The organism is Streptomyces sp. NPDC028331 (genome assembly GCF_055565775.1).
Genome location: NZ_JBVHTR010000011.1, coordinates 42793 through 67598 on the forward strand (window position 1 = coordinate 42793; position 24806 = coordinate 67598).

Consider the following 24806-nt stretch of genomic DNA (forward strand, 5'->3'; position numbering starts at 1 on the left):
GATCCGCCTACTCGTCCCACGCCTGGATGAGAACCTGCTCGGCGATCTTGCCGTTGCGCAGCGAGGCCATCGAGCTGGCCAGCACCCGCACGCCGTCCGGGTACTCGCAGGACTCGGTGAACGCGACATGATCGCCCTGCACGACGCACTGGTCCAGGTGATGGGTCATGTCACGGCTGTAGACGTCGCTGAGCATCCCGCTGATCTGGTCCCGGCCGCGCAGGACCTTGGGGTGGCTCGGCTGGGTGTTGCGGTCGACGACGCGTATCTCCGCGTCGTCCGCGTAGAGCGACAGCAGAACCGTCGTGTCGTCGCCTTCGATGCCCCGGCGCAGAGCCTCCGTGTCGAAGCCGGCGTCTGCCGCGGTGCCCATGGTGACCTCCTTCGACCTCCTCGGAAGGCCGCGGCCCGGCGAGCGGCGGGCCGCTGAGGGCCTCTGCTTCGAGCCTCCACCCGGCGCGGCACCCCGGCAAACGCGCCGGGGCGGATGCGCCTCTCGGGTGAGCGGCTCCAGCGGCCCGTGACCGCGGCCGTGCGGAGCCGTTGCTGAAGGCATGATCTCAACACGACGCATCGTCGCCGCCGTCGGTCTCGCCGTGGGCGTGGCCGGTCTCGGCGCTCCGCAGGCCACCGCGGCACCCGCCGCCACCCCGGACGCCGGCAGGCTCAACCCGGTCACCCTGCTCGACTCGCTGGCCCGCAGCGGCGTCCCCGCGGAGCACCGGAACGAGATCCCGCGGCTGTCCGGCCAACTGGCGGGTACCAGCCACCTGCACGACCTCGACCAGCTCCACCAGGCCACCGATCTGGTCGCACCCGTCACGGGCCTGCTCCCGGCCGTCCGGTAGGGCGGCGAACCGTGCGAGCCCCCGGCCGTCGACGGCCGGGGGCCCTTGACATTCCCGGAGGGCCGCCGCAGCATCGCGACTGATCAGTGAACCTGGTTTCACTATGCGAACAACAGGAGGGCTGCCCGTGCCCGTCTCCCGCGAACTGCTCATCGGCGGCAAGGACGTGCCCGCCGCGTCCGGCCGTACCGTCGTCGACGTCAACCCCTACACCGGTGAGGTGTACGCCACGGTCGCGGCCGCCGGGCCGGAGGACGTCCGACGCGCGGTGGACGCGGCGGACGCGGCCTTCCCCGCCTGGGCGGCCCTGGCTCCCTTCGCCCGCCGCGCGATCTTCCTCAAGGCGGCCGACCTGCTCGACGCCCGTGGCGAACAGGTGGCCGAGATCATGGCGCACGAGGCGGGCGGCACCCGGCCCTGGGCCCACTTCAACGTGGCCCTCGCCGCGAACATCCTGCGTGAGGCCGCGGCCGCGATCACCGCCCCGCGCGGTGAGGTCCTCAGCGCCCAGGAGGCGGGCGCGCTCGGACTCGCGGTGCGCGAACCGCTCGGCGTGGTGGCCGCGTTCGCTCCGTGGAACGCGCCGGTCATCCTCGGCGTACGGGCCGTGGCGGCGCCGCTCGCCGCGGGCAACACCGTGGTCGTCAAGGCGAGCGAGGACGCGCCGATCGCGTGCGGGCTGCTGGTCGCGGACGTGCTGCGCGAGGCCGGACTGCCGGACGGCGTGCTGAACGTGGTCACCAACGCCCGCGAGGACGCCGCCGGGATCGCTCAGGCGCTGATCGGCGACGAGCGGGTGCGGGCGGTGAACTTCACCGGCTCGACGGGTGTCGGCCGGATCATCGGCGAGCTGGCCGCGCGCCATCTCAAGCCCGCCGTCCTGGAGTTGGGCGGCAAGAACGCGGTGATCGTGCTGGAGGACGCCGACGTGGACTACGCCGTCGACGCGGTGACCTTCAGTGTGTTCATGAACGCAGGGCAGATCTGCATGTCCGGCGACCGGATCCTGGTCCACGAGTCCCTCGCCGAGGAGTTCACGCGGAAGTTCACCGCCAAGGTGGCCTCGCTGCGGGCGGGCGATCCGGCGCATCCGCAGACCGTGGTCGGGCCGCTGGTCAGCCCGTCGGCCGCACAGCGCGTGGCCGGCCTGGTGCGGGACGCGGTGGCCAAGGGGGCCGAGGTACTCGTCGGAGGGGAGCCCGAGGGCGCGGTGCACCCGGCGACCGTCCTCACCGGCGTACCGAAGGAGGCGGACCTGTACCACGCCGAGTCGTTCGGCCCGGTCTGCGTGCTGCAGACGTTCGCCGACGACGACACCGCGGCCGACCTCGCCAACGACACCGAGAACGGCCTGACCTGCGGCATCATCACCGAGAACGCCCTCCACGGGCTGGCCGTCGCGCGCCGGGTCCGCACCGGCATCGTGCACATCAACGACCAGTCGGTGGCCGACGAACCGCACGCGCCCTTCGGCGGCGTGAAGGCCTCCGGGTACGGCCGCTTCGGCGGGCGCTGGGGCATCGAGGCGTTCTCCAACACCCGCTGGGTCACCATCGCCACCCAGCACGCCCACTACCCCTTCTGACCTCGCACGCCCTTGCTCCTCCCCGCCCCGGGCCGCCCGCGTCCGGGGTTCCCGGTCGTGCCCGGCGGGGCCGCGGCTGCCGTCGCCTGCGCCGCGGCCGTCCCCGCCGCCGAGACGGCCGCGTTCCGGGGCGAGCGTCCCGGGCATGACGCCGGAGGTAATCGACCCCCGCGGGGGCCTGCGGAACCATCAAGGGCGTACCCACTCGCCCGACGACCGGATTCCGGGAGGTCTCCCATGCCGTACTTCACCAGCCCCGTCGACGGAACCCGCCTCCACTTCACGGACTACGGACCGGCCGACGGCCCCGTGGCCGTCTTCGTCTCCAGCAGCTACCTCGGTTCGGAGATGTGGGAGTACCAGACGCTGCCGCTCGCCACGGAGGGCCACCGGTGCGTCGTCCTGGACCGGCGTGGACACGGGCGCTCGGACGACGTGTGGGGCGGTTTCGACCTCGACTCGCTCGCCGACGACCTTCAGGGCCTGCTCGACCACCTGGATCTGCGCGCGGCGACTCTGATCGGCCACTCGCTGGGCAGCGCCGAGATCGTGCGCTGCCTGACACGCCACGGCACCGACCGGGTGGCCCGAGTCGCCCTAGTCGCCGGCATCGCTCCGGGCGTGGCCCGCTCGGCGAACAACCCGGAGGGCTGGGACCCGGCGGTCATGCGGACGGTCAACGCCGCCTGTCAGCGGGACAGGGCCGCGTTCTTCAACGACCCCGACGCGGTGCGCGACTTCTTCGCCCTCCACCTGCCCGGCAACGAGGTGTCGCCCGCCTACGTCCGCTACCTGTCCGACCGCTGCCTCGCCTCCACCGCGCGTGCCTGCAGCGCGGTCCAGGAGACGGTCGTCACCGTGGACGTCGCCCCGGAACTGGCCAAGCTCGACCTGCCGTTCCTCGTCCTGCACGGCACACATGACGTCTCGGCGCCCCTGGACGTGACCGGGCGCCGCGCCGCCGCACTCGCCCCGAACTCCACGCTGAAGGTCTACGAGAACGCCGGCCACGGCCTGTTCGTCACCCACGCCGACCGGCTCACGGCCGACCTGCGGGAGTTCATGGCCGCGTCCTGAGAGTCAGACGGCACCCGGCATCCGCGCCGGGCCGCACACGGTGGTCCGGTGGCCTGCGATGACCTGCCGGGCGGCGGCCGGGGTGACCGTGCCGTCGCGGACCGCCGTGGCGGCTCGGGCGAACGGCTGAATCCCGGCCTTGCACCGGGCCGCGCTTAAAGCAGTCGTTTGACTTGCATCGCCGCCCGGGATTGCCTGAGGGACGAGGGCCGCCGGATCGGAGGAGAAGCCGTGACCGTTCCCCAGGAGCCACTGAGCTATCCGCTGCGGAGCGAGGGACCGCTGGAACCGCCCGCCGAATGGGCCGACCTGCGGCGGCGCTGCCCCGTCGCCCGGGTGACCCTGCCCAGCGGGGACGAGGCGTCGCTGCTGACCCGCTACGCGGACGTCAAGCAGGTCCTGTCCGACGAGCGGTTCACCCGGCGGCTCGACGCCGACGACGCGGCCCGTATCACGGCCACCGAGTCGGGCGGTGTGTTCAGCAACGAGATGGCGTTGGCGATCCCGCAGAGCGGCGAGGGGCACCGGCGCTGGCGCCGGATGGTGAGCAAGTGGTTCACCGTCAAGCGCATGGCAGCGCTGCGACCGGGCATCGAGGCGATGGCCGACCGGCTCGTCGACGCGATGATCGAGCGCGGGCAGCCCGCGGACCTCAAGGCGAGCCTCGCCTTCCCGCTCCCGGTGTGGGTGATCTGCGGCCTGCTCGGCGTCCCCGACTCGGACCGGGACCGCTTCTCGTACTGGTCCGACGCCCTGCTCAACCTCACCCGGTACACCCAGGAGGAGGTCGACGAGGCGGAGGCCGAGTTCAACGCCTACATGACCGCGCACCTCGCCGCCCAGCGGGCCGCACCCGGGGACGACCTGCTCGGCGAACTGATCGTCGCCACCGGACCCGACGGCTACCGGATGTCGGACCGGGAACTGGTCGCCACCGGCAGGGGCCTGCTGGTCGCCGGGCACGAGACCACCGCGAACATGATCGGGAAGATGGTGGCCATGCTGCTGTCCGACCGCAGCCGCTGGGAGCGGCTGCTGGCGGACCGCTCGCTGGTGCGCTCCGCGGTGGAGGAGGCGCTGCGGTTCGACGCCAACGCGGGGATCGGCATGCCGCGCTACATCGGCGAGGAGGTCGAGGTCGGCGGCACCGTCCTGCCGCGCGGCACGACCGTGATGTGCAGCATGGCCGCCGCCAACCGGGACGACACCGCCTTCGAGGACGCCGGCGAGATGGCGCTGGACCGCAGTCCCAACCCGCACCTCGCCTTCGGTGTCGGCCCGCACTCCTGCCTGGGCCAGGCCCTGGCCCGCACCGAACTGCAGACCGTCCTCGACGTGCTGTTGCGTAGGCTTCCAGGCCTGGACCTGGCCGTTCCGGCCGAGGAACTGCGGCGGCTCGAGGGACTGATCGTCGGAGGGCTGAGCGAAGTCCCGGTGCGGTGGTGATCATGGCGGGCAGGGCGGTACGGACACAGCAGGTCAGCGAGACCCGGACGCTGATCCTGACCGCGGCGGAGCGGCTGTTCGCCGAGCGCGGGGTGCACGCCGTGTCCAACCGCCAGGTCAGCGAGGCCGCCGGCCAGGGCAACAACGCCGCGGTCGGCTACCACTTCGGCACCAAGGCCGACCTGGTGCGCGCGATCGTGCGGCAGCACACCGGGCGCATCGAGGAGATCCGCCTGCGACTGCTGGTCGGCACCCGCGGCTCCACCGAGGTACGCGACTGGGTGTCCTGCCTGGTCCGTCCCACGGCCGAACACCTCGCGGCGCTGCGCAGCCCCACCTGGTTCGCGCGGTTCTGCGCCCAGGTGATGACCGACCCGGCCATGCGCGCCATCATGATCGAGGAGTCCCTGTCCTCCCCGTCGCTGCGCGAGGTGCTCGACGGCCTGGGCCGCTGCCTCCCCGACCTTCCTGCGGAGGTCCGTGCCGAACGCGGGTACATGGCCCGCGAGTTGATCCTGCACATGCCCGCCGAACGGGAACGTGCCCTCGCCGAGGGCCTGCCCACCACCCGGGCCACCTGGCACGACGCCGCCACCGGCCTGATCGACGCGATCGCCGGCCTCTGGCTGGCACCCGTGACGCCCGCGTGACCGACCCGGACGACCGCCGCGCCCAGCGCATCGAGCTCACCCCCCAGGGCCAGGAGGCCGTCGACCGTATCCGCGCCGCGGGCGTCCGCGGCATGCAGGCGGCCCTCACCGCCTGGTCGCCCGAGGACCTGAGGCAGCTCGCCACGCTGTTCCACCGCATGGCCGACGACTTCCTGGCCGCCGCCGACGAGACCGTCCAGGACCTCGTCGAGGCCACGCGCCCTCCGTCCTCCTGACCCGGCACGCCGGCCGGCGGGGGAGGGGCGCGTGCGCGGCCGGCTGGGCCGGGAGCGGTTTGCGGTTCCGCCGCCGGCCCACTCCGGTCGATCTGACTTCCGTGGCGCGGAATACGTGCAGAAGACGTGCCTGCCGCGCAAGGATCATGTGTGTGGGCCGCAGTGGTCCGCACCGGGCGCGCACGGCGCCCGCACCACCGACGGAAGGCAGCAGCACCATGGCGCAGGAAGTGCGCGGCGTGATCGCCCCTGGCAGGAACGAGCCGGTGCGGGTCGAGACGATCGTCGTACCGGACCCGGGTCCTGGTGAGGCGGTGGTGAAGGTCCAGGCGTGCGGGGTGTGCCACACCGACCTGCACTACAAACAGGGCGGCATCAGCGACGACTTCCCGTTCCTGCTCGGCCACGAGGCCGCCGGAATCGTGGAGTCGGTCGGCGAGGGCGTCACCGAGGTAGCCCCCGGCGACTTCGTCGTCCTCAACTGGCGGGCGGTGTGCGGGAAGTGCCGCGCCTGTCTGCGCGGCCGCCCCTGGTACTGCTTCGACACCCACAACGCCGAGCAGAAGATGACCCTCGCCTCGACCGGGCAGGAGCTCTCCCCGGCCCTGGGCATCGGCGCCTTCGCGGAGAAGACGCTGGTCGCGGCCGGGCAGTGCACCAAGGTCGACCCGTCCGTCTCCCCGGCCGTGGCGGGCCTCCTCGGCTGCGGCGTGATGGCCGGCATCGGCGCCGCCATCAACACCGGCGGCGTCGGCCGGGGGGACTCGGTCGCGGTCATCGGCTGCGGCGGGGTCGGCGACGCGGCGATCGCCGGTTCGTACCTGGCGGGCGCCGCGAAGATCATCGCGGTCGACATCGACGACCGCAAGCTCACCATCGCCAGGGAACTGGGCGCGACCCACACCGTCAACTCCAAGGAGACCGACCCCGTCGAGGCGATCCGCGAGCTGACCGGCGGCTTCGGCGTGGACGTGGCCATCGAGGCGGTCGGCCGCCCTGAGACGTACAAGCAGGCCTTCTACGCCCGCGACCTGGCCGGCACCGTCGTCCTCGTCGGCGTCCCCACCCCCGAGATGAAGCTCGAACTGCCGCTGCTCGACGTCTTCGGACGCGGCGGCGCCCTGAAGTCGTCCTGGTACGGCGACTGCCTGCCCACCCGTGACTTCCCGATGCTGATCGACCTGCACCTGCAGGGGCGCCTGCCGCTGGAGAAGTTCGTGACCGAGACCATCGCCCTCGACGAGGTCGAGAAGGCCTTCGAGCGGATGCACCACGGCGACGTACTGCGCTCGGTGGTGATGCTGTGATGACCGCCCGCATCGACCGCCTCGTCACCTCCGGCACCTTCTCCCTGGACGGCGGCACCTGGGACGTCGACAACAACGTGTGGATCGTCGGCGACGCCCGTGAGGCGATCGTCATCGATGCCGCCCACGACGCCGCCGCGATCGCCGATGCCGTCGGCGACCGGCGGTTGCGCGCCATCGTGTGCACCCACGCCCACAACGACCACATCGACGCCGCTCCCGCCCTCGCCGCACGGACCGGCGCGCAGATCTGGCTGCACCCCGACGACCTGCCGCTGTGGAAGCTCACCCACCCCGACCGCCTGCCCGACCACTGGCTGGCCGACGGCCAGGTCATCGAGACGGCCGGCACCGACCTGACCGTCCTGCACACCCCCGGCCACGCGCCCGGCGCGGTCTGCCTGTACGACCCGGGCCTCGGCACCGTCTTCACCGGCGACACCCTCTTCCAGGGCGGCCCCGGGGCGACCGGACGCTCCTACTCCCACTTCCCGACGATCATCGACTCGATCCGCGACCGGCTGCTGACCCTCCCGCCCGACACGGTGGTCCGCACCGGACACGGCGAGACGACGACCATCGGCGACGAGGCCCCCCACCTCCAGGAGTGGATCGCGCGCGGCCACTGACCCGGCGGCACTTCCCGAACCGGCGGGCACGACGGGGTACCGCTGCCCCCGGAAGCCGTCGCCGCGCGGCGCGGCTGAACGGTGCCCAGGATGGGCAGGGAACACGTCGTCCTGGGCGACGGCGCCACCGGGAGGCGACGACGGTCGGCTCCCGGTGGCCGGCGGCGCCCGGCCCCGCCCCGCTCCGACGAAAGCAGGAGTCGTATGCAGTACGTGAAGCTCGGTTCGACGGGTCTCGAGGTGTCCCGGATCTGCCTGGGCTGTATGAGTTTCGGCGTCCCCGACCGCGGCACCCACACCTGGACCCTGGACGAGGAGGCCTCCCGGCCGCTGATCCGCCGGGCACTCGACGCCGGCATCACCTTCTTCGACACCGCGAACGTCTACTCGGACGGGACCAGCGAGGAGATCGTCGGCCGGGCGCTCGCGGAGTACGCCCGGCGCGACGACATCGTGCTGGCGACGAAGGTGCACGGCCGGATGCGGTCCGGACCCAACGGCGGAGGCCTGTCCCGCAAGGCGATCCTGACGGAGATCGACCACAGCCTGCGCCGTCTCGGCACCGACTACGTCGACCTCTACCAGATCCACCGCTACGACCCCACGACCCCCCTCGAGGAGACGATGGAGGCCCTGCACGACGTGGTCAAGGCGGGCAAGGCCCGCTACATCGGCGCCAGTTCGATGTACGCCTGGCAGTTCTCCAAGGCCCAGTACACGGCCCGGCTGAACGGCTGGACCCGCTTCGTCTCCATGCAGAACCACTACAACCTCCTCTACCGCGAGGAGGAGCGCGAGATGCTGCCGCTGTGCGCGGACCAGGGTGTCGGCACCCTGCCCTGGAGCCCGCTGGCCCGAGGGCGCCTCGCCCGTGACTGGGACGAGACCAGCGAGCGCAGCCGCACCGACGAGTTCGGCAAGAAGCTCTACCAGGAGGGCGACCGGCACATCGTCGATGCGGTGGCCTCGGTCGCCGCCGAACGGGGCATCCCGCGCGCCCAGGTGGCCCTCGCCTGGCTGCTGCACCAGGACACCGTCGCCGCGCCCATCGTCGGCGTCACCAAGCCCCAGCACATCGACGACGCCGTCGCGGCGGTCGACGTCCAGCTCACGGACAAGGAGATCCGGGCACTCCAGGAGCCGTACGAGCCGCACGCCATCAGCGGCCACTGACGGCCGGCCGGACGGAGGGGCGGTACGCGGCCCGCGTACCGCCCCTCGCCTCGCGCCGGGCTTCACACAGGTGCGGGTGTTCGCGCTCCAGCCGCTCCAGCCGCTCCAGCCGCTCCAGGGCCTGCGGCCGGCCGCCCCGTCGAGTGTGGACGGCGCCACCGGCCCGCCGGGGAACGCGCCGCCGTACACCCGGACGCATCGCGCCAGAGCCGAAACCGCGAACTTTTCCGTGTGAGCGGGCATCCCACAGAAGGGACCGGGCATCTCGGCACCGTCGACCACGCACGCCCCCGGCACGGGCGGCACGACTTCCAAGGAGCAATGGACATGGAGACCTTCCGGCGCGGCGCGACGAGTCCGGCCCACGACGGCTCGCCCTCCTTTTCGACCGCACGACGCGTGGTGTCCGCGCTGGGCGCGGTCGCCGCCCTCACCCTCCTCACCGCCTGCGGAAACGGCACCGGCAGCGCTCCGCAGACGCTGCCCGGCACGGCCCGGCCCGCCACCGGTGACCGGGCGAGCGGCGACCCCACCGCCACCGGCACGGGCGACACCTCCACCACCCCCGCGGCACCGGGCGCCACCCGCACCGCCTCCTCCACGGCGGCCACCGGGGGCGGCACCACGAGCAGCACCCGCTGCCACACGTCCGATCTGCGCGCGTCGGTCGGGGCGAACAACCCGGGAGCCGGGCAGGAGAACTTCCCCCTGGTCCTGACGAACCGCTCAGGACGCACCTGCACCATCGACGGCTACCCGGGCGCAGCCTTCGTGGACGCCTCCGGCAAGCAACTGGGCCCGGACCCCAAGCGCAGCCCGGGCAGCCCGACGAAGGTCACACTGGCGCCGGGCCGGAGCGCCTGGGCCGGACTGAGCTTCTCCAACCCGCAGGTCAGCGGCGCCCGCGCGGCCACGCCCGCGGCCATGCTGATCACCCCGCCCGACGAGAAGGCCTCCCTGAAGGTGGCATGGTCCGGCGGTCCGGTGCCCGTCTCGGGCACCTCCTCCGCGGTCCGTCTGACGGTCTTCCAGCCCGGCACCGGCGCCTGACCCGCCCTGAACCGACCGGTCCCTCACCGTGGTGGTCCGCACCGGTAGAGCCGGAGCCGGAGGGAGCCGGTGCCGCCGTACGCCGTCGGCGGCACCGGCGCGCAGTGCGCCGTGACCCAGCGGGTGATCGCGGTCGTGGTGGGGGAGGCGGTGCCGTTGGGCTGCGCGGTGGCGTCGTGCCGCCCCCCTCCCCCCTGCTCGTCGGCCCTGCGGTGCGGCCCTGCCGGGCGTGTGTCCCGGAGGGCGACGTAGTGCAGTCGGCCGGAGTCTACGAGCCGGCCGAGTCCGTCGGGGGTGGGGTAGGGGACCTGCCCGGTGAAGCCGCCCATGGGCAGCACGGACGCGTTGGCCCCGATGACGTAGGGCGCGGCATCGGTCCAGTCCGGCATGGCCGCGAGGTACTCCGCCCCGTCCCGGTGTGCCGTCAGATAGGCCAGGAGGCGTGCGCGCGGCGGCGTGAGCCGGTTGGGTCCGCCGCCCCCCGGGCGGCTGGCGGGCCCGACCCTGCCCATGCCGCCGGGCTGGTTGTAGCGCGGGGACAGCGCCGAGGCCGACCACGCGGCCGGTATCAGGAGCACCGCGGCCAGACCGGCCGACAGGCCCGCCACGGCCATGCGCGGCCGACGGGCCACCGGGGAGCGGCCCACGCCGGTGAGGAGGATGAGGGACAGGACGCACAGGGCGACGGCGGCGGGAGCCAGCCAGCCGAAGAAGTGACGGTAGTACAGCGTCAGAGCCGCGGCCCACAGGACGTTCGCGGTGGTCACCGCGGGAAGCACCCGGGCATGACGGCCGCCGGCCCGGTACGCCGCCCAGGCCCGCACCAGGCCGGGACCGCTCAGCGCCGCGAGGGCCACGGCGACCACGCCCATGTAGTACGTGTGGCCGGTGACGCTGCCGAAGCTGAACGCGGCGAAGAAGGTGGCCAGCCACACGCCCCACATGAGGTACCCGGCGAGCTCCGGATCGGGGCGGGCGGCACGGCGGCGCCGCGCTGCGACGAGACCCCACAGCAGGCCGCACATGGCCAGCGGGTACAGCCAGCCCGTCTGGGTGGCCAGTCCCGGGCTGAACATCTTCAGCACGCTGTTGCCCATGCCCGGGCCCTTGCGGGGGGCTCGCCGCGCGGTGTGGCCGGTGCCTGGGGCGGCGCTCGCGGAAGTGCCGCCGCCCGGGCCGCCTTCGGCCGCCGCGTGGTCCGGTCCCGTCTCGCCGGCGACCACGCTGCCCGTGTCCGCCGCGTCCAGGCCCAGCGAGGTGAACCGGGTCAGGAAGTTGTAGCCCACGACCATGCCCACGGCCGAGTTGTCGGTGGTGCCGTCTATGTAGGGCCGGGACTGGGCGGGCACGACGGTCGCCACGGCCACCCAGGACGCCGACACCGCCACGGCGACCGCACCGGCCGCCGCGACATGGCCGATCCTGCGCCGCACGGTGGTGGGGGCGGCCACCAGATAGGTGACGGCGAGCGCCGGCAGCACCGCCCAGGCCTCCAGCATCTTGCACTGGAACGCCACGCCGACCCAGACGCCGGCCGCCAGCAGGGTGCGCAGCCGGGCGCGCATGACGGCCCGCCAGGTCGCCTCGGCGGCCAGGAGCAGCAGCAGGACGAACGGCGCGTCCTCCACGATCGACCGGCCCAGCCCCACGGCCACCGGCGTGAGCGTCAGGAACGCCGCTGCCAGCAGTCCCGCCGGGACCCCGGCCCAGCGGCGCACCAGGACGTGCAGGAGGACGACGCAGGCCACCCCCTCGATCGCCTGCGGCAGGACCAGCGCCCAGGGGTGGAAGCCGAAGACCAGGGCCGACAGCGCCTGCGGCCACAGGAAGCCCGGCTCCTTGTCGAGGGTGATGGAGTTGCCCGGGTCGAACGAACCGAAGAAGAACGCCACCGGGTTGTCGGTCATGCTGCGCACGGCGGCGGCGTAGAAGGTGTGGTAGACGCTGTGGTCTATGCCCCATGTGCAGAGAACCGCCGCGAGCGCCGTTATGGCCAGCAGCACCGGGAGTTCGTAGCGCGGACGTGGCGGCCGGGGACCCGGGGGAGGCGGCCCTCCGCCGCGCGGGCGGGCCGTGGCGGCGGCGGTCGCCGTACTCGTCGTCGTCGCGTCGCGCGCTGCGGTCTGCTCGGGATGAGCGCTGGGCATGGGTGGCCTTCCAGGACTGCCGCTGTCTTCTCACCGTCGCGTCGGCCCGTTGCGCGGCACGTGCGACCGGATGATCCGACTATGAAGAAGTAGGCATTCCGTGGCCGTGTTGCATGAGACGCACAGGACGTTGGTAAGAGCCCGCTCCTTTCGGACGGGAGCCCGACGCCCGGATGGCGTGCGGGTGACCGGACCGTTGCGGTAGGGCCAACAGGCCTCCGGCCCGTCCTGCGGCGGCGGACGGGCCGGACCCCGTGAGCCGGATCGAGCCGGGGAAGCGGATCAGGACACGGCGCGGTGCAGGGCCGCGAACACCCCGCGGTGCTCACCACCGTCCGGCGAGCGCCAGCCCGCGGTGACATGGTCCGAGGCGTCGGCCGGCGCGCTCCCCCCGCGTTCGAGGACCCGCGTCACACGGAGGGTGAGCGGTGCGGGCGACGCGGGGCCGGTCGCGTCCACCGTGATACGGGTGTCGTGGGAACCGTCGGTCACCGCGATCGCGACGGCCCCGGTCGCGACCGGCGTACCCGTGGACCGGACGGTGACGGAGGGGTCGGGGGTGTGGGACCGGCTCTGCGCCTGGGGTTCGGCGCGGCCCTGGAGCAGTGCCAGCAACTGAGCGACGAGCACCGGGTCGTGCGTGCCGTCGTAGATCCACCGCCGTCCCAGCACACCGTGCTCGGAGGTGCCGACGAGCGCCTGTTCGGCTCCTTCGAGGGGCGCGCCGCGGTAACTGAGCGGTACGTGGTACGAGACCGGCGCCGGTCCGGATTCGTCGGTGGCCACCAGGAACTCGATCCCGACCTCCCCCTCGGGGTCGTCCAGCCGGAACCCGCCGGTCCGCGACAGCTCCGGCGCGCGGCCCGTCCCGACGTACCAGGGGCGCGTGGGGAGCCAGATGCTGAGGAGTTCGAGCTTGGTGGGGTTCATCGTGGTGTTGTGGATGATCGCCATGCCGCGAACCTATCCGACTCCTCCGCGCCGCAAGCCCTGCGGTGAAGGAGTGAAGGAATACGTCCTGACGGCCGGGTGGACGGTACGGAAGCGGGGCAGTGGGAACACAGTGCTCGATCCCTTCAGGTTGGACCGTACGATGACGCACCTCTCCGGACAGACGATCGCCCGCGGTACCGCGCTGCTCGCCGACCCGTTGCTCAACAAGGGCACGGCCTTCACCCGCGAGGAACGCGTGGAACTCGGCCTGGACGGGCTGCTGCCGCCCGCCGTGGAAACCCTCGACGAGCAGGTCGCCCGCGCCCACCAGGCCTTCCTCGCTTACGACAAGCCGCTCAACCGGCACATCTACCTGCGGCAGTTGCAGGACACCAACGAGGTGGTGTTCTACCGCCTCGTCACCGAACACCTCGAGGAACTGCTGCCGATCGTCTACACCCCGACCGTCGGGGAGGCCTGCCGCCGCTTCAGCGAGATCTACCGGCGGCCCCGCGGCCTGTTCCTGTCCTGGGAGGACCGCGACCGCTTCCGGGAGATCCTCCGCAACCGCCCGCACAAGGGCGCCGTCGACGTCATCGTCGTCACCGACGGCCAGCGCATCCTCGGCCTCGGCGACCAGGGTGTCGGAGGCATGGGCATCCCCATCGGGAAGCTCAGCCTCTACACCGCCATCGGCGGCATCCACCCGGCGCGCACGCTGCCCATCCTGCTCGACGTCGGCACCGACAACGAGCAACTGCTGTCCGATCCGCGCTATCTGGGCCGGCGGGAGCACCGGCTGACCGGCTCGCAGTACGACGAGATGATCGAGGCGTTCGTCGCGGCGGTGGAGGCCGAGCTGCCGGGCACGCTGCTGCAGTGGGAGGACTTCGCCACCGTCCACGCCCGGCCGATCCTCACCCGCTACCGCGACCGGCTGCTCACCTTCAACGACGACATCCAGGGCACCGCGGCGGTGGTGCTCGGCGCGCTGTCCACGGCCTGCCAGGTGGCCGGCACCCCGCTCACGGAGCAGCGGCTGGTCGTGCTGGGGGCGGGTTCCGCGGCCGTGGGCGTCGCCGACATGATCCGCGCCGCTCTCGTGGACGAGGGACTTTCCCCCCAGGAGGCGGCGGACCGCTTCTGGTTCGTCGACGTCGACGGACTGCTGGTGGAATCGCGCGGCGATCTGACCGACGAGCAGCGGGTGTACGCACGCGCGGACGACGAGGCGGCCGACTGGGATGACACCGGGCTCGCCGAGGTGGTGCACCGCGTGCAGCCGACGGCGCTGATCGGACTGTCGACGGCACAGGGCGCGTTCACCGAGGAGATCGTGCGCCGGATGGCGTCCACCTGCGAACGACCGGTGATCTTCCCCTTGTCCAACCCGACCTCGCACGCCGAGGCCGAGCCCGCGGACCTCGCCCGCTGGACGGACGACAGGGCGCTGATCGCGACCGGTTCCCCGTTCCCGCCGCTGGAGGTGGACGGCCGGAAGGTTCCGGTGGCGCAGGCCAACAACGTGTACATCTTCCCGGCGATGGGGCTCGCGGTGGCGGCCGGCGGTGCCACCCGGGTCACCGACCGGATGATGGTCGCCGCCGCACGTGCCGTGGCCCGGCGGGCCGCCGAGGCCGCCGCCGGCGTTCCGGGCCCCGCCCCGCTGCTGCCACCGCTCGGCGGCATGCGGGAGGCCGCCCGGGAGATCGCGGTGGCCGCCGCGCTCGCCGCCGTGGAGGACGGGGTGGCCCCGAAGGCGACCGAGGCGGAGCTGCGCCAGGCGGTGGAGAAGACCCAGTGGATACCGGAGTACCCGGCCTACTGATACGGAGCAGTTCACGGACGACAGCCCTGCCGGCCGTCCCGTAACGGGGGACGGCGACGGGGCCGAACTCCGCGCACCCCTGTACCGCGACGCCGGCGCACCCCTGCGCGGGCCGCCGTCGCGGACACCGCCGAGCCGCTGCGGTGACGGGGCCGCAGTGCGGCCGGTCGCCGATCCGAGACGAGAGGTGCCGTGCCCATGGACATGGCCGGGTCACGCGGGGCGGAACCGGACATCAGCGTCGTCGTGATCGTCTACAACGATGCCCCCCGACTGACGACAGCCGTGCGTTCCGTGCTGGACCAGACGCTGCGCAACGTGGACGTCGTCATCGCCGACGACTGTTCGACCGACGGGTCGTACGACATCGCGTGCTCCCTCGCCGCGGCCCACCCCGGCCGGGTGCGCGCGATCCGGCTGGCCGAGAACAGCGGCGGCTGCGGCGAGCCCCGCAACCAGGGCCTGGCCGTGGCCCGCGGCCGCTATGTGATGTTCCTGGACAGCGACGACACCCTCGAGGCCAACGCCTGCCGCAACCTGCTGGAAGCGGCCGACCGCACCGGCGCCGACCTGGTCTCGGGACTGTGCGTCCGGGTGCACACCGACAGCAGACACGACAAGCGGATCCCCTGGTACCCCTGGCTGTACCGGTCCACGCGCACCGTCGAGTCCATCGCCGAACTGCCGGACCTCTTCGTCTTCGACACCCTGTCGACGAACAAGTGCTACCGGCGTGAGTTCCTCCTCGAGAACGGTCTGACCTTCCCGCGCGGCATCCACTACGAGGACCTGCTCTTCTCCGCGCAGGCCTATCTCGCCGCCCGGCGCATCACCCTCATCCCCCATACCGTCTACTTCTGGCACGTCGTCGAGAAGACCGCGACGAAGTCCATCAGCAACCGGCGCCACGAGATCAACAACTTCACCGACCGGCTCGAGATCCACCGTCGCATCGACGAGGTGCTGAAGCGGCGCGGCCTGGACGAGCTCAAACTCCGCAAGGACACCAAGTTCCTCAAGCACGACCTCGCGCTCTACCTGCGCGACCTGCCGTTCCTCGACGACGGCTACCGCCACCGTTTCGCCCGGCTGGCCCGCGACTACGTCCAGGACTTCCCCGAGGCGGCGTACGCCGAGCTGGACCGGGTGCACGCCATCTGCGCCTACCTGCTGATGCGGGAGGACTGGGACAACCTGATGCCGGCCGTCGACACGCTGATCAACCGCTCCAAGATCTCCACGCCGCTCGTCGAGCGGGACGGCCGCGTCTACTGGTGCCAGCGGTACCTGGACGACCCGAAGGCACGCGACATCATGGACGTCACCGCTCTCGGCCACCACGGCAGAGAGCTGGACGCGATGTTCCTGCGCAACGTGCTCACCGGCTACGCCGTGCGCGGCGACCTGGTGGTGCTCGAGGGCGCCGTGGTCAACCCCCTGCACACCGTGCCCCCGGACGCCCGCCTCACCGCCGAGCTGGAGTTCCGGGCCCGCCGCCGCAGCCTGCAGACCTTCCGGTTCCCGGTGCGGACGGTGCGCCACGCCGGTGACACCCTCATCTGGCGCGCCGCCGTACCGCTGACCGGCCGTTTCCGGCCGGTCGGCGTCGTCGACGAGGTGTGGGACGTCCGGCTGCACCTGACCGCGGACGGCAGGCGCACCACGACCCGCATCACCGCCGGCAACGTCGACCTGGAGAACTCCGCGCCCGTGCCCGTACGCCCCCGGCTCGGCCGGTTCGTCGCCGACCGGCTCGAACCGCAGGTCTCCGCCAAGGGCCACCTGGCGTTCAGGCTCACCCAGCACGGCCCGGCAGCCCGGCGCGGCCGCGCACTCGTCGACCGCAATCTGCACGGCCCCGCGGCCCGGACCGTCAAGGGCACCTACCGCGCCCTGCGGGCCATGCGCAGGGACCTGTCCTCCCATCAGCGCAAGGCGCAGGCCTACCACCGCATGCTGCGGCTCCTGCCGGTCCGCAAGGGCACGGTCGTCTTCGAGAGCCACCTCGGCAAGCAGTACAGCGACAGCCCACGAGCCATCCACGAGGAACTGCGGCGCCGCCGGCTGCCCGTGACCGCCGTCTGGTCCTACGCGGGCGAGCGGCCCGAGGGGTTCCCCGAGGACGCAGAACTCGTCCGCCGCTGGTCCTGGCGGTACATCAGGGCGCTCGCCCAGGCGGAGTTCTGGATCGACAACCAGGGCTTCCCGCTCGTGCTGCGCAAGCGTCCGGAGACCACCTACATCCAGACCTGGCACGGCTCGGCCCTGAAGCGGATGGGTTTCGACGAGCCCTCCTACCGGGTGATGTCCGAACAGGAACAGCGCGCCTACCAGCAGGCAGTGGACCGCTTCGACCACTTCCTGGTCCGCAGCGAGCACGATGTGCGCACCCTCGCCCGCGCCTACCGCATCCCCGAGGGGAAACTGCTGCGCACCGGCTACCCGCGCAACGACGCCCTCGTCCGGGCGGCCCGCGACCCGCAGGCGGCCGACGCGGCGGTACGCCGGCTCGCCGAACGGCTCGGCGTCCGCCCCGAGAGCCGCGTGGTGCTGTACGCGCCCACGTTCCGTGCCCGCCCCGACGGAGGAGTACGCGACTTCGAACCACCCTTCGATGTGGAACGTTTCGCCGACCGCTTCGGGGACCGGTACACGCTCCTGGTCCGCTCCCACTACCTGAACCGGGTCACCCTGCCGCCGTCGGTGAGCGGCCGGGTGACCGACGTGACGGGGGAACCGGACATCACCCCGCTGCTGCTGCTCTCCGACGCCCTGATCACCGACTACTCGTCCGTGATGTTCGACTACGCACTGCTGCGGCGGCCGCTCGTCTTCCTCGCCCACGACTGGGAGGAGTACTCCCAGGACGCGCGCGGCACCTACTTCGACCTGTTCGAGGAGGCCCCGGGCCCGGTGGTGCGCACCGAGGACGCGCTCTTCTCGGCGCTGTCCGACCTGCCCGCCCTGAGAACCCGGTACGAGGCGCGGCTGAAGGAGTTCGTGGACAAGTACGGCGAGTACGACCGCGGTGACGCCGCGGCCCGCATCGTGGACCGTTTCTTCGCACCGGAGCGGGAGAGCCGATGACGCACCGCCACATCCTCTTCGTCGCCAACGAGGTCAACGAACTGGGGGGCGTGGGCCGCTGGCAGACCCAGATGGCCCGGCTGCTCGCGGAGCGCGGCCACCGTGTGACGATCATCGGCGTCGCCCCGCCCGAGGTGCCGATGAACCTCGGTGAGAACCCGCCCTTCGAGACGCACACCCTGTACGAGCGGCGCCCCCCGGCCCGTCGCCGGCCGCGCCCGCCGCTGGGCCGGTTCGCCCCGGCGGTCCGACGGCAGGAGGCGGACAAGCGCGCCGCCGCGGAGCGCCTGTCCCGCGTCTTCCGCGCCGCCGGGCCCGGTGCGGTGATCATCGTGACCCAGGTCTGGGCGATGGAGTGGGTGACGCTCGCGGACACCGCCGGGCACCCGGTGATCGGCATAAGCCACGAGTCCTTCGAGGCATCCCGCGCGTCCTCGCGCTTCGAACGGGTGCTGACGTACTACAGGACCGTGGACCGGCTGCTGGTCCTCACCCAGGAGGACGCCGACCTGTGGGCGGGCGAGGGCCTGAACAACGTCGGCTTCATGCCGAACCCGCTGCCGCTCACGCCCGGCACCCCTTCACCGCGCACGGAGAAGGCGGTGGCCTGCATCGGCCGGCTCGGTCACGACAAGGGTGTCGATCTGCTGCTGGACGTGTGGGCGCAGGCCGCGCCCGGACGACCCGGTTGGATCCTGCGCATTCACGGCGCCGGCGAGCAGGAGACCGCGCTGCGGCGGCAGTGCGCGGAGCTGGGCCTGGACGACTCGGTGGAGTGGGCGGGGCAGACCGACGACGTGAGCGAGGCGCTGCGGCGTTCCTCGGTGTGCGTGCTGTCCTCCCGCAGGGAAGGGTTTCCGCTGGTGCTGCTGGAGGCGATGGCGTGCGGGGTGCCGTGCGTGGCGTTCGACTGCTCACCCGGCGTACGGGAGATCGTCCGCGACGGCGAGGACGGACTGCTGGCCCGGCGCGGCAACACCTCCGAACTGGCCCGCCACCTCGTGCGGTTGATGTCCGACGAGAAGCTGCGCGACACGATGGGGGAGCGGGCGCGACGCAACGTCCGCCGGTTCGCTCCGGACGTGATCACCCGCCGGTGGGAGGAGCTTTTCGACTTCCTGGAGCGCTGACCATCTGAGCGGGAAAGGAGAGGTACGCCGGTGCCGGGCCGCCCCGGGGGCGAACCGGCACATGGTCGTCGTGGAGGTCAGGAGGTGTCAGTAGCCGCCGTAGCCCCCATGGTCTCCGTGGTCTCCGTGGTCGCCACCGCCACCGCCACCGCCGAAGTGGTAGCTGTCGTAGTCCCAGTAGCCCCAGTAGCCGTGGTCTCCGTGGTCTCCGTGGTCGCCGTGGTCGTAACCCCAGTCGCCGCAGCCGCCGCCGCCGTCGCAGTAGTCCGTCTGGACGGAGGGGTGCACCACCGGCGGGGTGCTGGCCATCGCGACCCCGCTGCCTGCCGCACCGGCCAGCAGCATCGTGCCGGCGATCAGTGCGACCCTGCGTCGGACCATCCTCATCGCGTCTCTCCTTGATCACGGGCACTAAGTCCCTTTTGTCCCGTTTCGCTCCAGGTTGCGACGGACTCCCTGAGAAGAGGCTGAGAGCGGCTCGACGCGCGGCCCCGACCACGTCTCCGTACAGTGGGGGAAGAGGTCGGCCATGCGAGTGCTGGTGATCGAGGACGAACGGGGACTCGCCGCGGCGCTCGCCCACGGGCTCGCCGAGGAGGGCTTCGTCACCCATGTGGTCCACGACGGCATCGACGGCCTGTGGCGGGCCGTCCACGAGCCGTACGACGTGATCCTGCTGGACCTCATGCTGCCCGGCATCTCCGGCTACGAGGTGCTGAAGCGGCTGCGGGCCGCCCGTGTGTGGACGCCCGTCCTCGTCCTGACCGCGAAGGACGGCGAGTACGACGAGGCGGACGCCCTCGACCTCGGCGCCGACGACTACCTGAGCAAGCCGTTCTCGTACGTGGTCCTCGTCGCCCGGCTGCGGGCCCTGCTGCGGCGCGGGGCGCCCGCCCGGCCCTCCGTGCTCGCGGCCGGCGACCTCGCCCTGGACCCCGCGCGCCGCCACTGCCGCCGCGCGGGCCGGGAGATCACCCTGACCGCCCGCGAGTTCACCCTGCTGGAGTTCCTGCTCCGGCACCCCGACGAAGTGATCAGCAAGACGGACATCCTCGACCATGTCTGGGAGGAGGACTTCGACGGCGACACCAACATCGTCGAGGTCTACATCGGCTATCTGCGGCGCAAGATCGACGCCCCCTTCGGCCGCCGCACCATCGAGACGGTCCGGGGGGCCGGCTATCGGCTGCACGCCACCGGGAGGTGACCGTGCGCGTCCCCGTTCCGGCGTGGTGGGCCCGACGGTCCCTGCGCCTCAGGCTGACCGCCGCGGCCGCCCTGGTGATCGCGGCGGCCCTGGTCGGCGCGGCGTGCCTGCTGGTGGTCTGGCTGCGCATGAGCCTCATCACCGGCCTCGACCAGACGGCGCTCCAGCGGGCCCAGGTCATCGCGGCGAGCGTCGACACCGACAGCCTCGCCCGCGTCCTGCCGGCCTCCGGCAGCGGCGACGCCGCCGTCCAGGTCGTCGACGCCCGCCACGACGTGCGCTCCAGCTCGGTCAACCTGGAGGGCCAGCCCGCGTTGTTCACCTTCCGCCCGTCCCCGTCTGGCACGGCGCACACGGTGCGCGGACTGCCCCTGAGCGAAGACGGAACCTGGCGCGTGGTCGCCCTCGAGGCCGGGGACGACGACCCGCTGACCGTGTACGTCGCGGTGCCCACCGCGGCCGTCGACCACAACCTCGCCCAGCTCACCGTGGGCCTCGCCATCGCGGTGCCGCCGGCCGTCGCCCTGCTCACCGGCGTCTGCTGGCTGCTCACCGGCCGGGCGCTGCGCCCCGTGGAGGCCCTGCGCGCCCAGACCGCCGAGATCAGCGCCTGCGACCTGGGGCGCCGTCTGGACGTGCCCCCGGCCGACGACGCCCTGGGCCGGCTCGCACGCACCCTCAACGACCTGCTGGCCCGGCTGGACGTCGCCACCCGGCGGCAACGGCAGTTCATCGCGGACGCCGCCCACGAGCTGCGCTCCCCGCTGAGCAGTCTGCACACCCAACTGGAAGTGGCCGTCCGGCACCCCGCCTCGGCCGACTGGGCCGCCCGCGGACCCGCCCTCGTCGAGGAGAGCGAACGGCTGTCCCGCCTCGTCGACGACCTGGTGCGGCTGGCCCGCATCGAGGCCCGGCCCCGGCTGCGCATGCGCCCGGTGGACCTGGACGAGATCGTGTTCCACGAGGTCCGCCACGCCCGTCGGCAGACCTCCCTCGTCATCGACCAGCACGCCGTCAGCGCGGCCCGGGTGTACGGCGACGGGGACGCCCTGGCCCGGGTCGTGCGCAATCTGCTGGACAACGCCATCCGGTACGCCGTCCGACGCATCGAGGTCAGCCTGGGCGTCCGGGACCACACCGCGCACCTGGTCGTCGCCGACGACGGCCCGGGCATCGCGGCGGCCGACCGCGGCCGCGTCTTCGACCGCTTCACCCGCCTGGACGGGGCCCGCGCCCGGGACACCGGGGGAAGCGGACTCGGCCTGGCGATCGTCCACGACGTCGTCGTCGCCCACCACGGCCATGTCGGCATCGACGACAATGCCCCCGGAGCCCGCATCGAGGTCCGCATTCCGGCGATCGAGCTGTGACCGCCCGGCCGTCCCTCGGGGTCAGGCCCCCGCGTCCCGGCCCAGCGCCCGCGCCCGGAACACACCCGGCGTGATGCCCGTGCGCAGCCGGAAGAACTTGGTGAAGTCGCTCGGGTCGGCGAAACCCAGCCGCTCCGCGACCGCCTTCGCCGGCAGACCGCTGTGCTGGAGGAGCCGCTTGGCCTCCAGCAGGACACGCTCATCGATGTACTTCTTCGCGCTCATCCCGGTGACGGCCCGCGTCGCCCGGGTCAGGGTGCGCGGGCTGTAGCCCAACGCCGCCGCGTAGTCCTCCACCCGCCGGGTCACCGCGTGGTCGCGCTCCACCGCCTGGTGCAGGCGCCGGAACACCTCGCTCGCCGGCCCCTGCGCGGACTCCCCACCGCGCACCTTCGCCAGGCGCAGCACCAGCACGGACACCAGGTGCCGCAGCACCTCGACGTGCGAGGCGAGCGGCAGCGAGGCCATCGCGTCGAACTCGAAGGCCAGATGCTCCAGCGCCCGGCGCAACGCCTCCGCGTCCCGGCCCGCCGGCAGCAGCGGCCCCTGCCGGTACGGGGGGTCCATGCGGGCCGCCGCCACGGTCGCGGGCGGCAGGAAACCGGGCTGGAACACGACGATCGTGCCGTCCGCTCCGGGCAGGCCGGGCCCGAACCGCTGCACCTGTCCGGGACGGATCCACAGCCAGGAGCCCGGCCGCAGTTCGTGGTCGACGAAGTCCACCGCGACATGCAGGGGTCGCGCGCCCACCGCGATCAGTTGGTGGAAGACGGGCCGCAGCGGCGCGTACGGATCGTTGCCGTGCCGCCGCGCCCGGTCGTACAGGCCGCCCAGGTCGACCACCTCCACCCCCGTCGGCGCACCGGCCGTCGCCGTGTACCGAAGGTCCCTGACCTCAGAGTGTCCGTTTCTCCCCATCGCGAGTCCCGAGCGTACCGCCGACCCGGATGATCCGCGCCCTAGCGTGGAGACAGCCGAGTGCAGCAGGAAAGACGCAGGTCATCGAGGTTGGAGGACTGTCTCGTGCGGTTGATCGTGGGCATGACCGGAGCGACCGGCGCGGCGCTCGGGGTACGGCTTCTGGAGAGCCTGCGCGAGCTGCCGGACGTGGAGACCCATCTGGTCCTCTCCCGCTGGGCCCGCACCACCATCGAACTGGAGACCGGACTCTCGGTCGCCGACGTGAGCGCGCTCGCCGACGTCACCCACAGCCCCGACGACCAGGGCGCCGCCATCTCCTCGGGGTCCTTCCGCACGGACGGCATGGTGATCGTGCCCTGCTCCATGAAGACGCTCGCCGGCATCCGCGCCGGTTACGCGGAGGGGCTGGTGGCCCGCGCCGCCGACGTGGTCCTCAAGGAGCGCCGCCGACTCGTCCTGGTCCCCCGGGAGACACCGCTGAGCGAGATCCACCTGGAGAACATGCTGGCCCTGACCCGGATGGGCGCGCGCATGGTGCCGCCCATGCCGGCCTTCTACAACCACCCCGCGTCCGTCGACGACATCGTCGACCACATCACCGCCCGCGTCCTGGACCAGTTCGACCTGCCGGCTCCCGCCGCCCGGCGCTGGGAGGGCATGCGCGCGGCCCGTGTCGCCGCCGGCCGCACCGCCGCCTGACCCCCTGTCCCGCAAGAAGGAGTGCCCCCATGGCCTACGACGACCTGCGCAGCTTTCTCGCCGCCCTGGAGAAGGAGGGGCAACTGCTGCGCGTGACCGACGAGGTGCTGCCCGAGCCCGACCTCGCCGCGGCCGCCAACGCCGCCGGCCGCATCGGCGAGGGCGCCCCCGCCCTGTACTTCGACAACGTCAAGGGCTTCACCGACGCCCGTATCGCCCTGAACGTGCACGGCTCCTGGGCCAACCACGCCCTCGCCCTCGGCCTGCCCGGGAACACGCCCGTCAAGGAGCAGGTCGAGATCTTCGCCTCCCGCTGGGACGCCTTCCCCGTCGCGCCCGAACGCCGCGAGGACGCCCCCTGGCGGGAGAACACCCAGGAGGGCGACGACGTCGACCTGTTCTCCGTGCTGCCCCTGTTCCGCCTGAACGACGGCGACGGCGGCTTCTACCTCGACAAGGCCGCCGTGGTCTCCCGCGACCCCGACGCACCGGACGACTTCGGCCGGCAGAACGTGGGCACCTACCGCATCCAGGTGATCGGCACCAACCGCCTCGCGTTCCAGCCCGTCCCCGTGCACGACGTCGCCCTGCACCTGCGCACGGCCGAGGAGCGCGGCGAGGACCTGCCCATCGCCATCACCCTCGGCAACGACCCGGTGATGGCGATCGTGGCGGGCATGCCGATGGCGTACGACCAGAGCGAGTACGAGATGGCCGGCGCCCTGCGCGGCGCGCCCGCCCCCATCGCCACCGCACCGCTCACGGGCTTCGACGTGCCGTGGGGGAGCGAGGTCGTCATCGAGGGCGTCGTCGAATCCCGCAAGCGCCAGATCGAGGGCCCGTTCGGCGAGTTCACCGGCCACTACTCCGGCGGCCGCCGGATGCCCGTGATCCGCGTCGACCGGATCTCCTACCGCACGAACCCCGTCTTCGAATCGCTCTACCTGGGCATGCCCTGGACCGAGGTCGACTACCTCGTCGGCCCCAACACCTGCGTCCCGCTGCTGAAGCAGCTACGCGCCGAGTTCCCCGAGGTCCAGGCCGTCAACGCCATGTACACCCACGGCCTGTTGGTCATCATCTCCACGGCCAAGCGCTACGGAGGGTTCGCCAAGGCCGTCGGCATGCGCGCCATGACCACCCCGCACGGCCTCGGTTACGTCAGCCAGGTCATCCTCGTCGACGAGGACGTCGACCCGTTCAACCTGCCGCAGGTCATGTGGGCGATGTCCGCGAAGGTCAACCCCGGTCAGGACGTGGTGGTCGTCCCCAACCTCTCCGTGGTCGAACTGGCCCCCGCCGCCTCCCCGGCGGGCATCACCAGCAAGATGATCATCGATGCGACCACCCCGGTCGCCCCGGACAACCGCGGCAACTTCTCCACCCCCGTCAAGGACCTGCCCGAGACCAAGGAGTGGACGGCCCGGCTCCAGCAGCTCATCGCCGCCCGCCACTGACCCCCGCCCACGACCGCGAGGAGCCC

The 24806-nt window shown here is 72.4% G+C and carries 21 protein-coding genes and 1 pseudogene; 17 read left to right on the forward strand and 5 right to left on the reverse strand.

Features of this window, described 5'->3' with window-relative positions:
* Nucleotides 1–7: 7 nt before the first annotated feature.
* Nucleotides 8–373, reverse strand: coding sequence for a nuclear transport factor 2 family protein (locus ACZ4SW_RS18005; protein WP_468243897.1), 366 nt, complete (start codon nucleotides 371–373; stop codon nucleotides 8–10).
* Nucleotides 374–554: 181 nt separating this feature from the next.
* Between ACZ4SW_RS18005 and ACZ4SW_RS18010 the strand changes: the two genes are divergently transcribed.
* The 10 genes and pseudogenes from ACZ4SW_RS18010 (at nucleotide 555) to ACZ4SW_RS18055 (ending at nucleotide 10001) form a co-directional block, all read left to right on the forward strand.
* On the forward strand, nucleotides 555–848 hold the full coding sequence (locus ACZ4SW_RS18010) for a hypothetical protein (protein ID WP_468243900.1): 294 nt from the start codon (nucleotides 555–557) through the stop codon (nucleotides 846–848).
* Between the two features lie 127 nt (nucleotides 849–975).
* Nucleotides 976–2433 carry an aldehyde dehydrogenase family protein gene (locus ACZ4SW_RS18015; RefSeq protein WP_468243903.1) on the forward strand — a complete coding sequence of 486 codons (1458 nt, stop codon included), beginning with the start codon at nucleotides 976–978 and terminating at the stop codon, nucleotides 2431–2433.
* A gap of 237 nt (nucleotides 2434–2670) precedes the next feature.
* On the forward strand, nucleotides 2671–3510 hold the full coding sequence (locus ACZ4SW_RS18020) for an alpha/beta fold hydrolase (protein WP_468243906.1): 840 nt from the start codon (nucleotides 2671–2673) through the stop codon (nucleotides 3508–3510).
* A gap of 231 nt (nucleotides 3511–3741) precedes the next feature.
* Complete coding sequence (locus ACZ4SW_RS18025; RefSeq protein ID WP_468243909.1) at nucleotides 3742–4956, forward strand: cytochrome P450; 1215 nt, start codon at nucleotides 3742–3744, stop codon at nucleotides 4954–4956.
* Between the two features lie 2 nt (nucleotides 4957–4958).
* Nucleotides 4959–5606, forward strand: a complete 648-nt coding sequence (locus ACZ4SW_RS18030; RefSeq protein ID WP_468243912.1) for a TetR/AcrR family transcriptional regulator — start codon at nucleotides 4959–4961, stop codon at nucleotides 5604–5606.
* Nucleotides 5600–5842: pseudogene (locus tag ACZ4SW_RS18035) on the forward strand (MarR family winged helix-turn-helix transcriptional regulator); the annotation flags it as partial. The gene ACZ4SW_RS18030 and the pseudogene ACZ4SW_RS18035, both read left to right, overlap by 7 nt.
* Nucleotides 5843–6060: 218 nt before the next feature.
* Nucleotides 6061–7149, forward strand: coding sequence for an S-(hydroxymethyl)mycothiol dehydrogenase (locus ACZ4SW_RS18040; RefSeq protein ID WP_468244398.1), 1089 nt, complete (start codon nucleotides 6061–6063; stop codon nucleotides 7147–7149).
* A complete protein-coding gene (locus tag ACZ4SW_RS18045) occupies nucleotides 7149–7778 on the forward strand; it encodes an MBL fold metallo-hydrolase (protein ID WP_468243915.1) in 630 nt (209 codons plus the stop codon). Before ACZ4SW_RS18040 ends, ACZ4SW_RS18045 begins: the two co-directional genes overlap by 1 nt.
* 204 nt (nucleotides 7779–7982) lie before the next feature.
* Nucleotides 7983–8951 (forward strand): aldo/keto reductase, encoded by a 969-nt coding sequence (locus tag ACZ4SW_RS18050; RefSeq protein WP_468243917.1) that lies wholly within the window; start codon nucleotides 7983–7985, stop codon nucleotides 8949–8951.
* Between the two features lie 327 nt (nucleotides 8952–9278).
* Nucleotides 9279–10001 (forward strand): DUF4232 domain-containing protein, encoded by a 723-nt coding sequence (locus ACZ4SW_RS18055; RefSeq protein ID WP_468244401.1) that lies wholly within the window; start codon nucleotides 9279–9281, stop codon nucleotides 9999–10001.
* A 23-nt stretch (nucleotides 10002–10024) separates the two neighbouring features.
* On the opposite strand, the gene ACZ4SW_RS18060 is transcribed toward ACZ4SW_RS18055, so the two are convergent.
* Both ACZ4SW_RS18060 and ACZ4SW_RS18065 read right to left on the reverse strand, forming a co-directional pair.
* Entirely contained in the window at nucleotides 10025–12148 is a 2124-nt protein-coding gene (locus tag ACZ4SW_RS18060) for a glycosyltransferase family 39 protein (RefSeq protein WP_468243920.1), read from the reverse strand.
* Between the two features lie 282 nt (nucleotides 12149–12430).
* The gene (locus ACZ4SW_RS18065; RefSeq protein ID WP_468243923.1) at nucleotides 12431–13102 is read right to left on the reverse strand and encodes a maltokinase N-terminal cap-like domain-containing protein; all 672 of its coding nucleotides are present in this window, start codon (nucleotides 13100–13102) and stop codon (nucleotides 12431–12433) included.
* A gap of 139 nt (nucleotides 13103–13241) precedes the next feature.
* Here ACZ4SW_RS18065 and ACZ4SW_RS18070 point away from each other — a divergent pair, with 139 nt between their 5' ends.
* The 3 genes from ACZ4SW_RS18070 (at nucleotide 13242) to ACZ4SW_RS18080 (ending at nucleotide 19126) form a co-directional block, all read left to right on the forward strand.
* On the forward strand, nucleotides 13242–14909 hold the full coding sequence (locus ACZ4SW_RS18070; protein WP_468243926.1) for an NAD-dependent malic enzyme: 1668 nt from the start codon (nucleotides 13242–13244) through the stop codon (nucleotides 14907–14909).
* 198 nt (nucleotides 14910–15107) lie between these two features.
* Nucleotides 15108–17996, forward strand: a complete 2889-nt coding sequence (locus ACZ4SW_RS18075; RefSeq protein WP_468243929.1) for a bifunctional glycosyltransferase/CDP-glycerol:glycerophosphate glycerophosphotransferase — start codon at nucleotides 15108–15110, stop codon at nucleotides 17994–17996.
* Nucleotides 17993–19126 (forward strand): glycosyltransferase family 4 protein, encoded by a 1134-nt coding sequence (locus tag ACZ4SW_RS18080; protein WP_468243932.1) that lies wholly within the window; start codon nucleotides 17993–17995, stop codon nucleotides 19124–19126. Before ACZ4SW_RS18075 ends, ACZ4SW_RS18080 begins: the two co-directional genes overlap by 4 nt.
* Before the next feature lie 87 nt (nucleotides 19127–19213).
* Here ACZ4SW_RS18080 and ACZ4SW_RS18085 read toward each other — a convergent pair whose 3' ends face one another.
* The gene (locus ACZ4SW_RS18085) at nucleotides 19214–19513 is read right to left on the reverse strand and encodes a hypothetical protein (RefSeq protein WP_468243935.1); all 300 of its coding nucleotides are present in this window, start codon (nucleotides 19511–19513) and stop codon (nucleotides 19214–19216) included.
* Between the two features lie 142 nt (nucleotides 19514–19655).
* Here ACZ4SW_RS18085 and ACZ4SW_RS18090 point away from each other — a divergent pair, with 142 nt between their 5' ends.
* Together ACZ4SW_RS18090 and ACZ4SW_RS18095 are read left to right on the forward strand one after the other, a co-directional pair.
* The gene (locus tag ACZ4SW_RS18090) at nucleotides 19656–20333 is read left to right on the forward strand and encodes a response regulator transcription factor (protein WP_468243938.1); all 678 of its coding nucleotides are present in this window, start codon (nucleotides 19656–19658) and stop codon (nucleotides 20331–20333) included.
* Between the two features lie 2 nt (nucleotides 20334–20335).
* On the forward strand, nucleotides 20336–21703 hold the full coding sequence (locus tag ACZ4SW_RS18095) for a sensor histidine kinase (protein WP_468243941.1): 1368 nt from the start codon (nucleotides 20336–20338) through the stop codon (nucleotides 21701–21703).
* Nucleotides 21704–21724: 21 nt separating this feature from the next.
* Here ACZ4SW_RS18095 and ACZ4SW_RS18100 read toward each other — a convergent pair whose 3' ends face one another.
* Nucleotides 21725–22552 (reverse strand): helix-turn-helix domain-containing protein, encoded by an 828-nt coding sequence (locus tag ACZ4SW_RS18100; protein WP_468243944.1) that lies wholly within the window; start codon nucleotides 22550–22552, stop codon nucleotides 21725–21727.
* A 174-nt stretch (nucleotides 22553–22726) separates the two neighbouring features.
* Between ACZ4SW_RS18100 and ACZ4SW_RS18105 the strand changes: the two genes are divergently transcribed.
* Both ACZ4SW_RS18105 and ACZ4SW_RS18110 read left to right on the forward strand, forming a co-directional pair.
* Nucleotides 22727–23323 (forward strand): non-oxidative hydroxyarylic acid decarboxylases subunit B, encoded by a 597-nt coding sequence (locus ACZ4SW_RS18105; protein ID WP_468243947.1) that lies wholly within the window; start codon nucleotides 22727–22729, stop codon nucleotides 23321–23323.
* Between the two features lie 29 nt (nucleotides 23324–23352).
* On the forward strand, nucleotides 23353–24780 hold the full coding sequence (locus ACZ4SW_RS18110) for a non-oxidative hydroxyarylic acid decarboxylases subunit C (protein WP_468243950.1): 1428 nt from the start codon (nucleotides 23353–23355) through the stop codon (nucleotides 24778–24780).
* The last annotated feature ends 26 nt before the right edge of the window (nucleotides 24781–24806 follow it).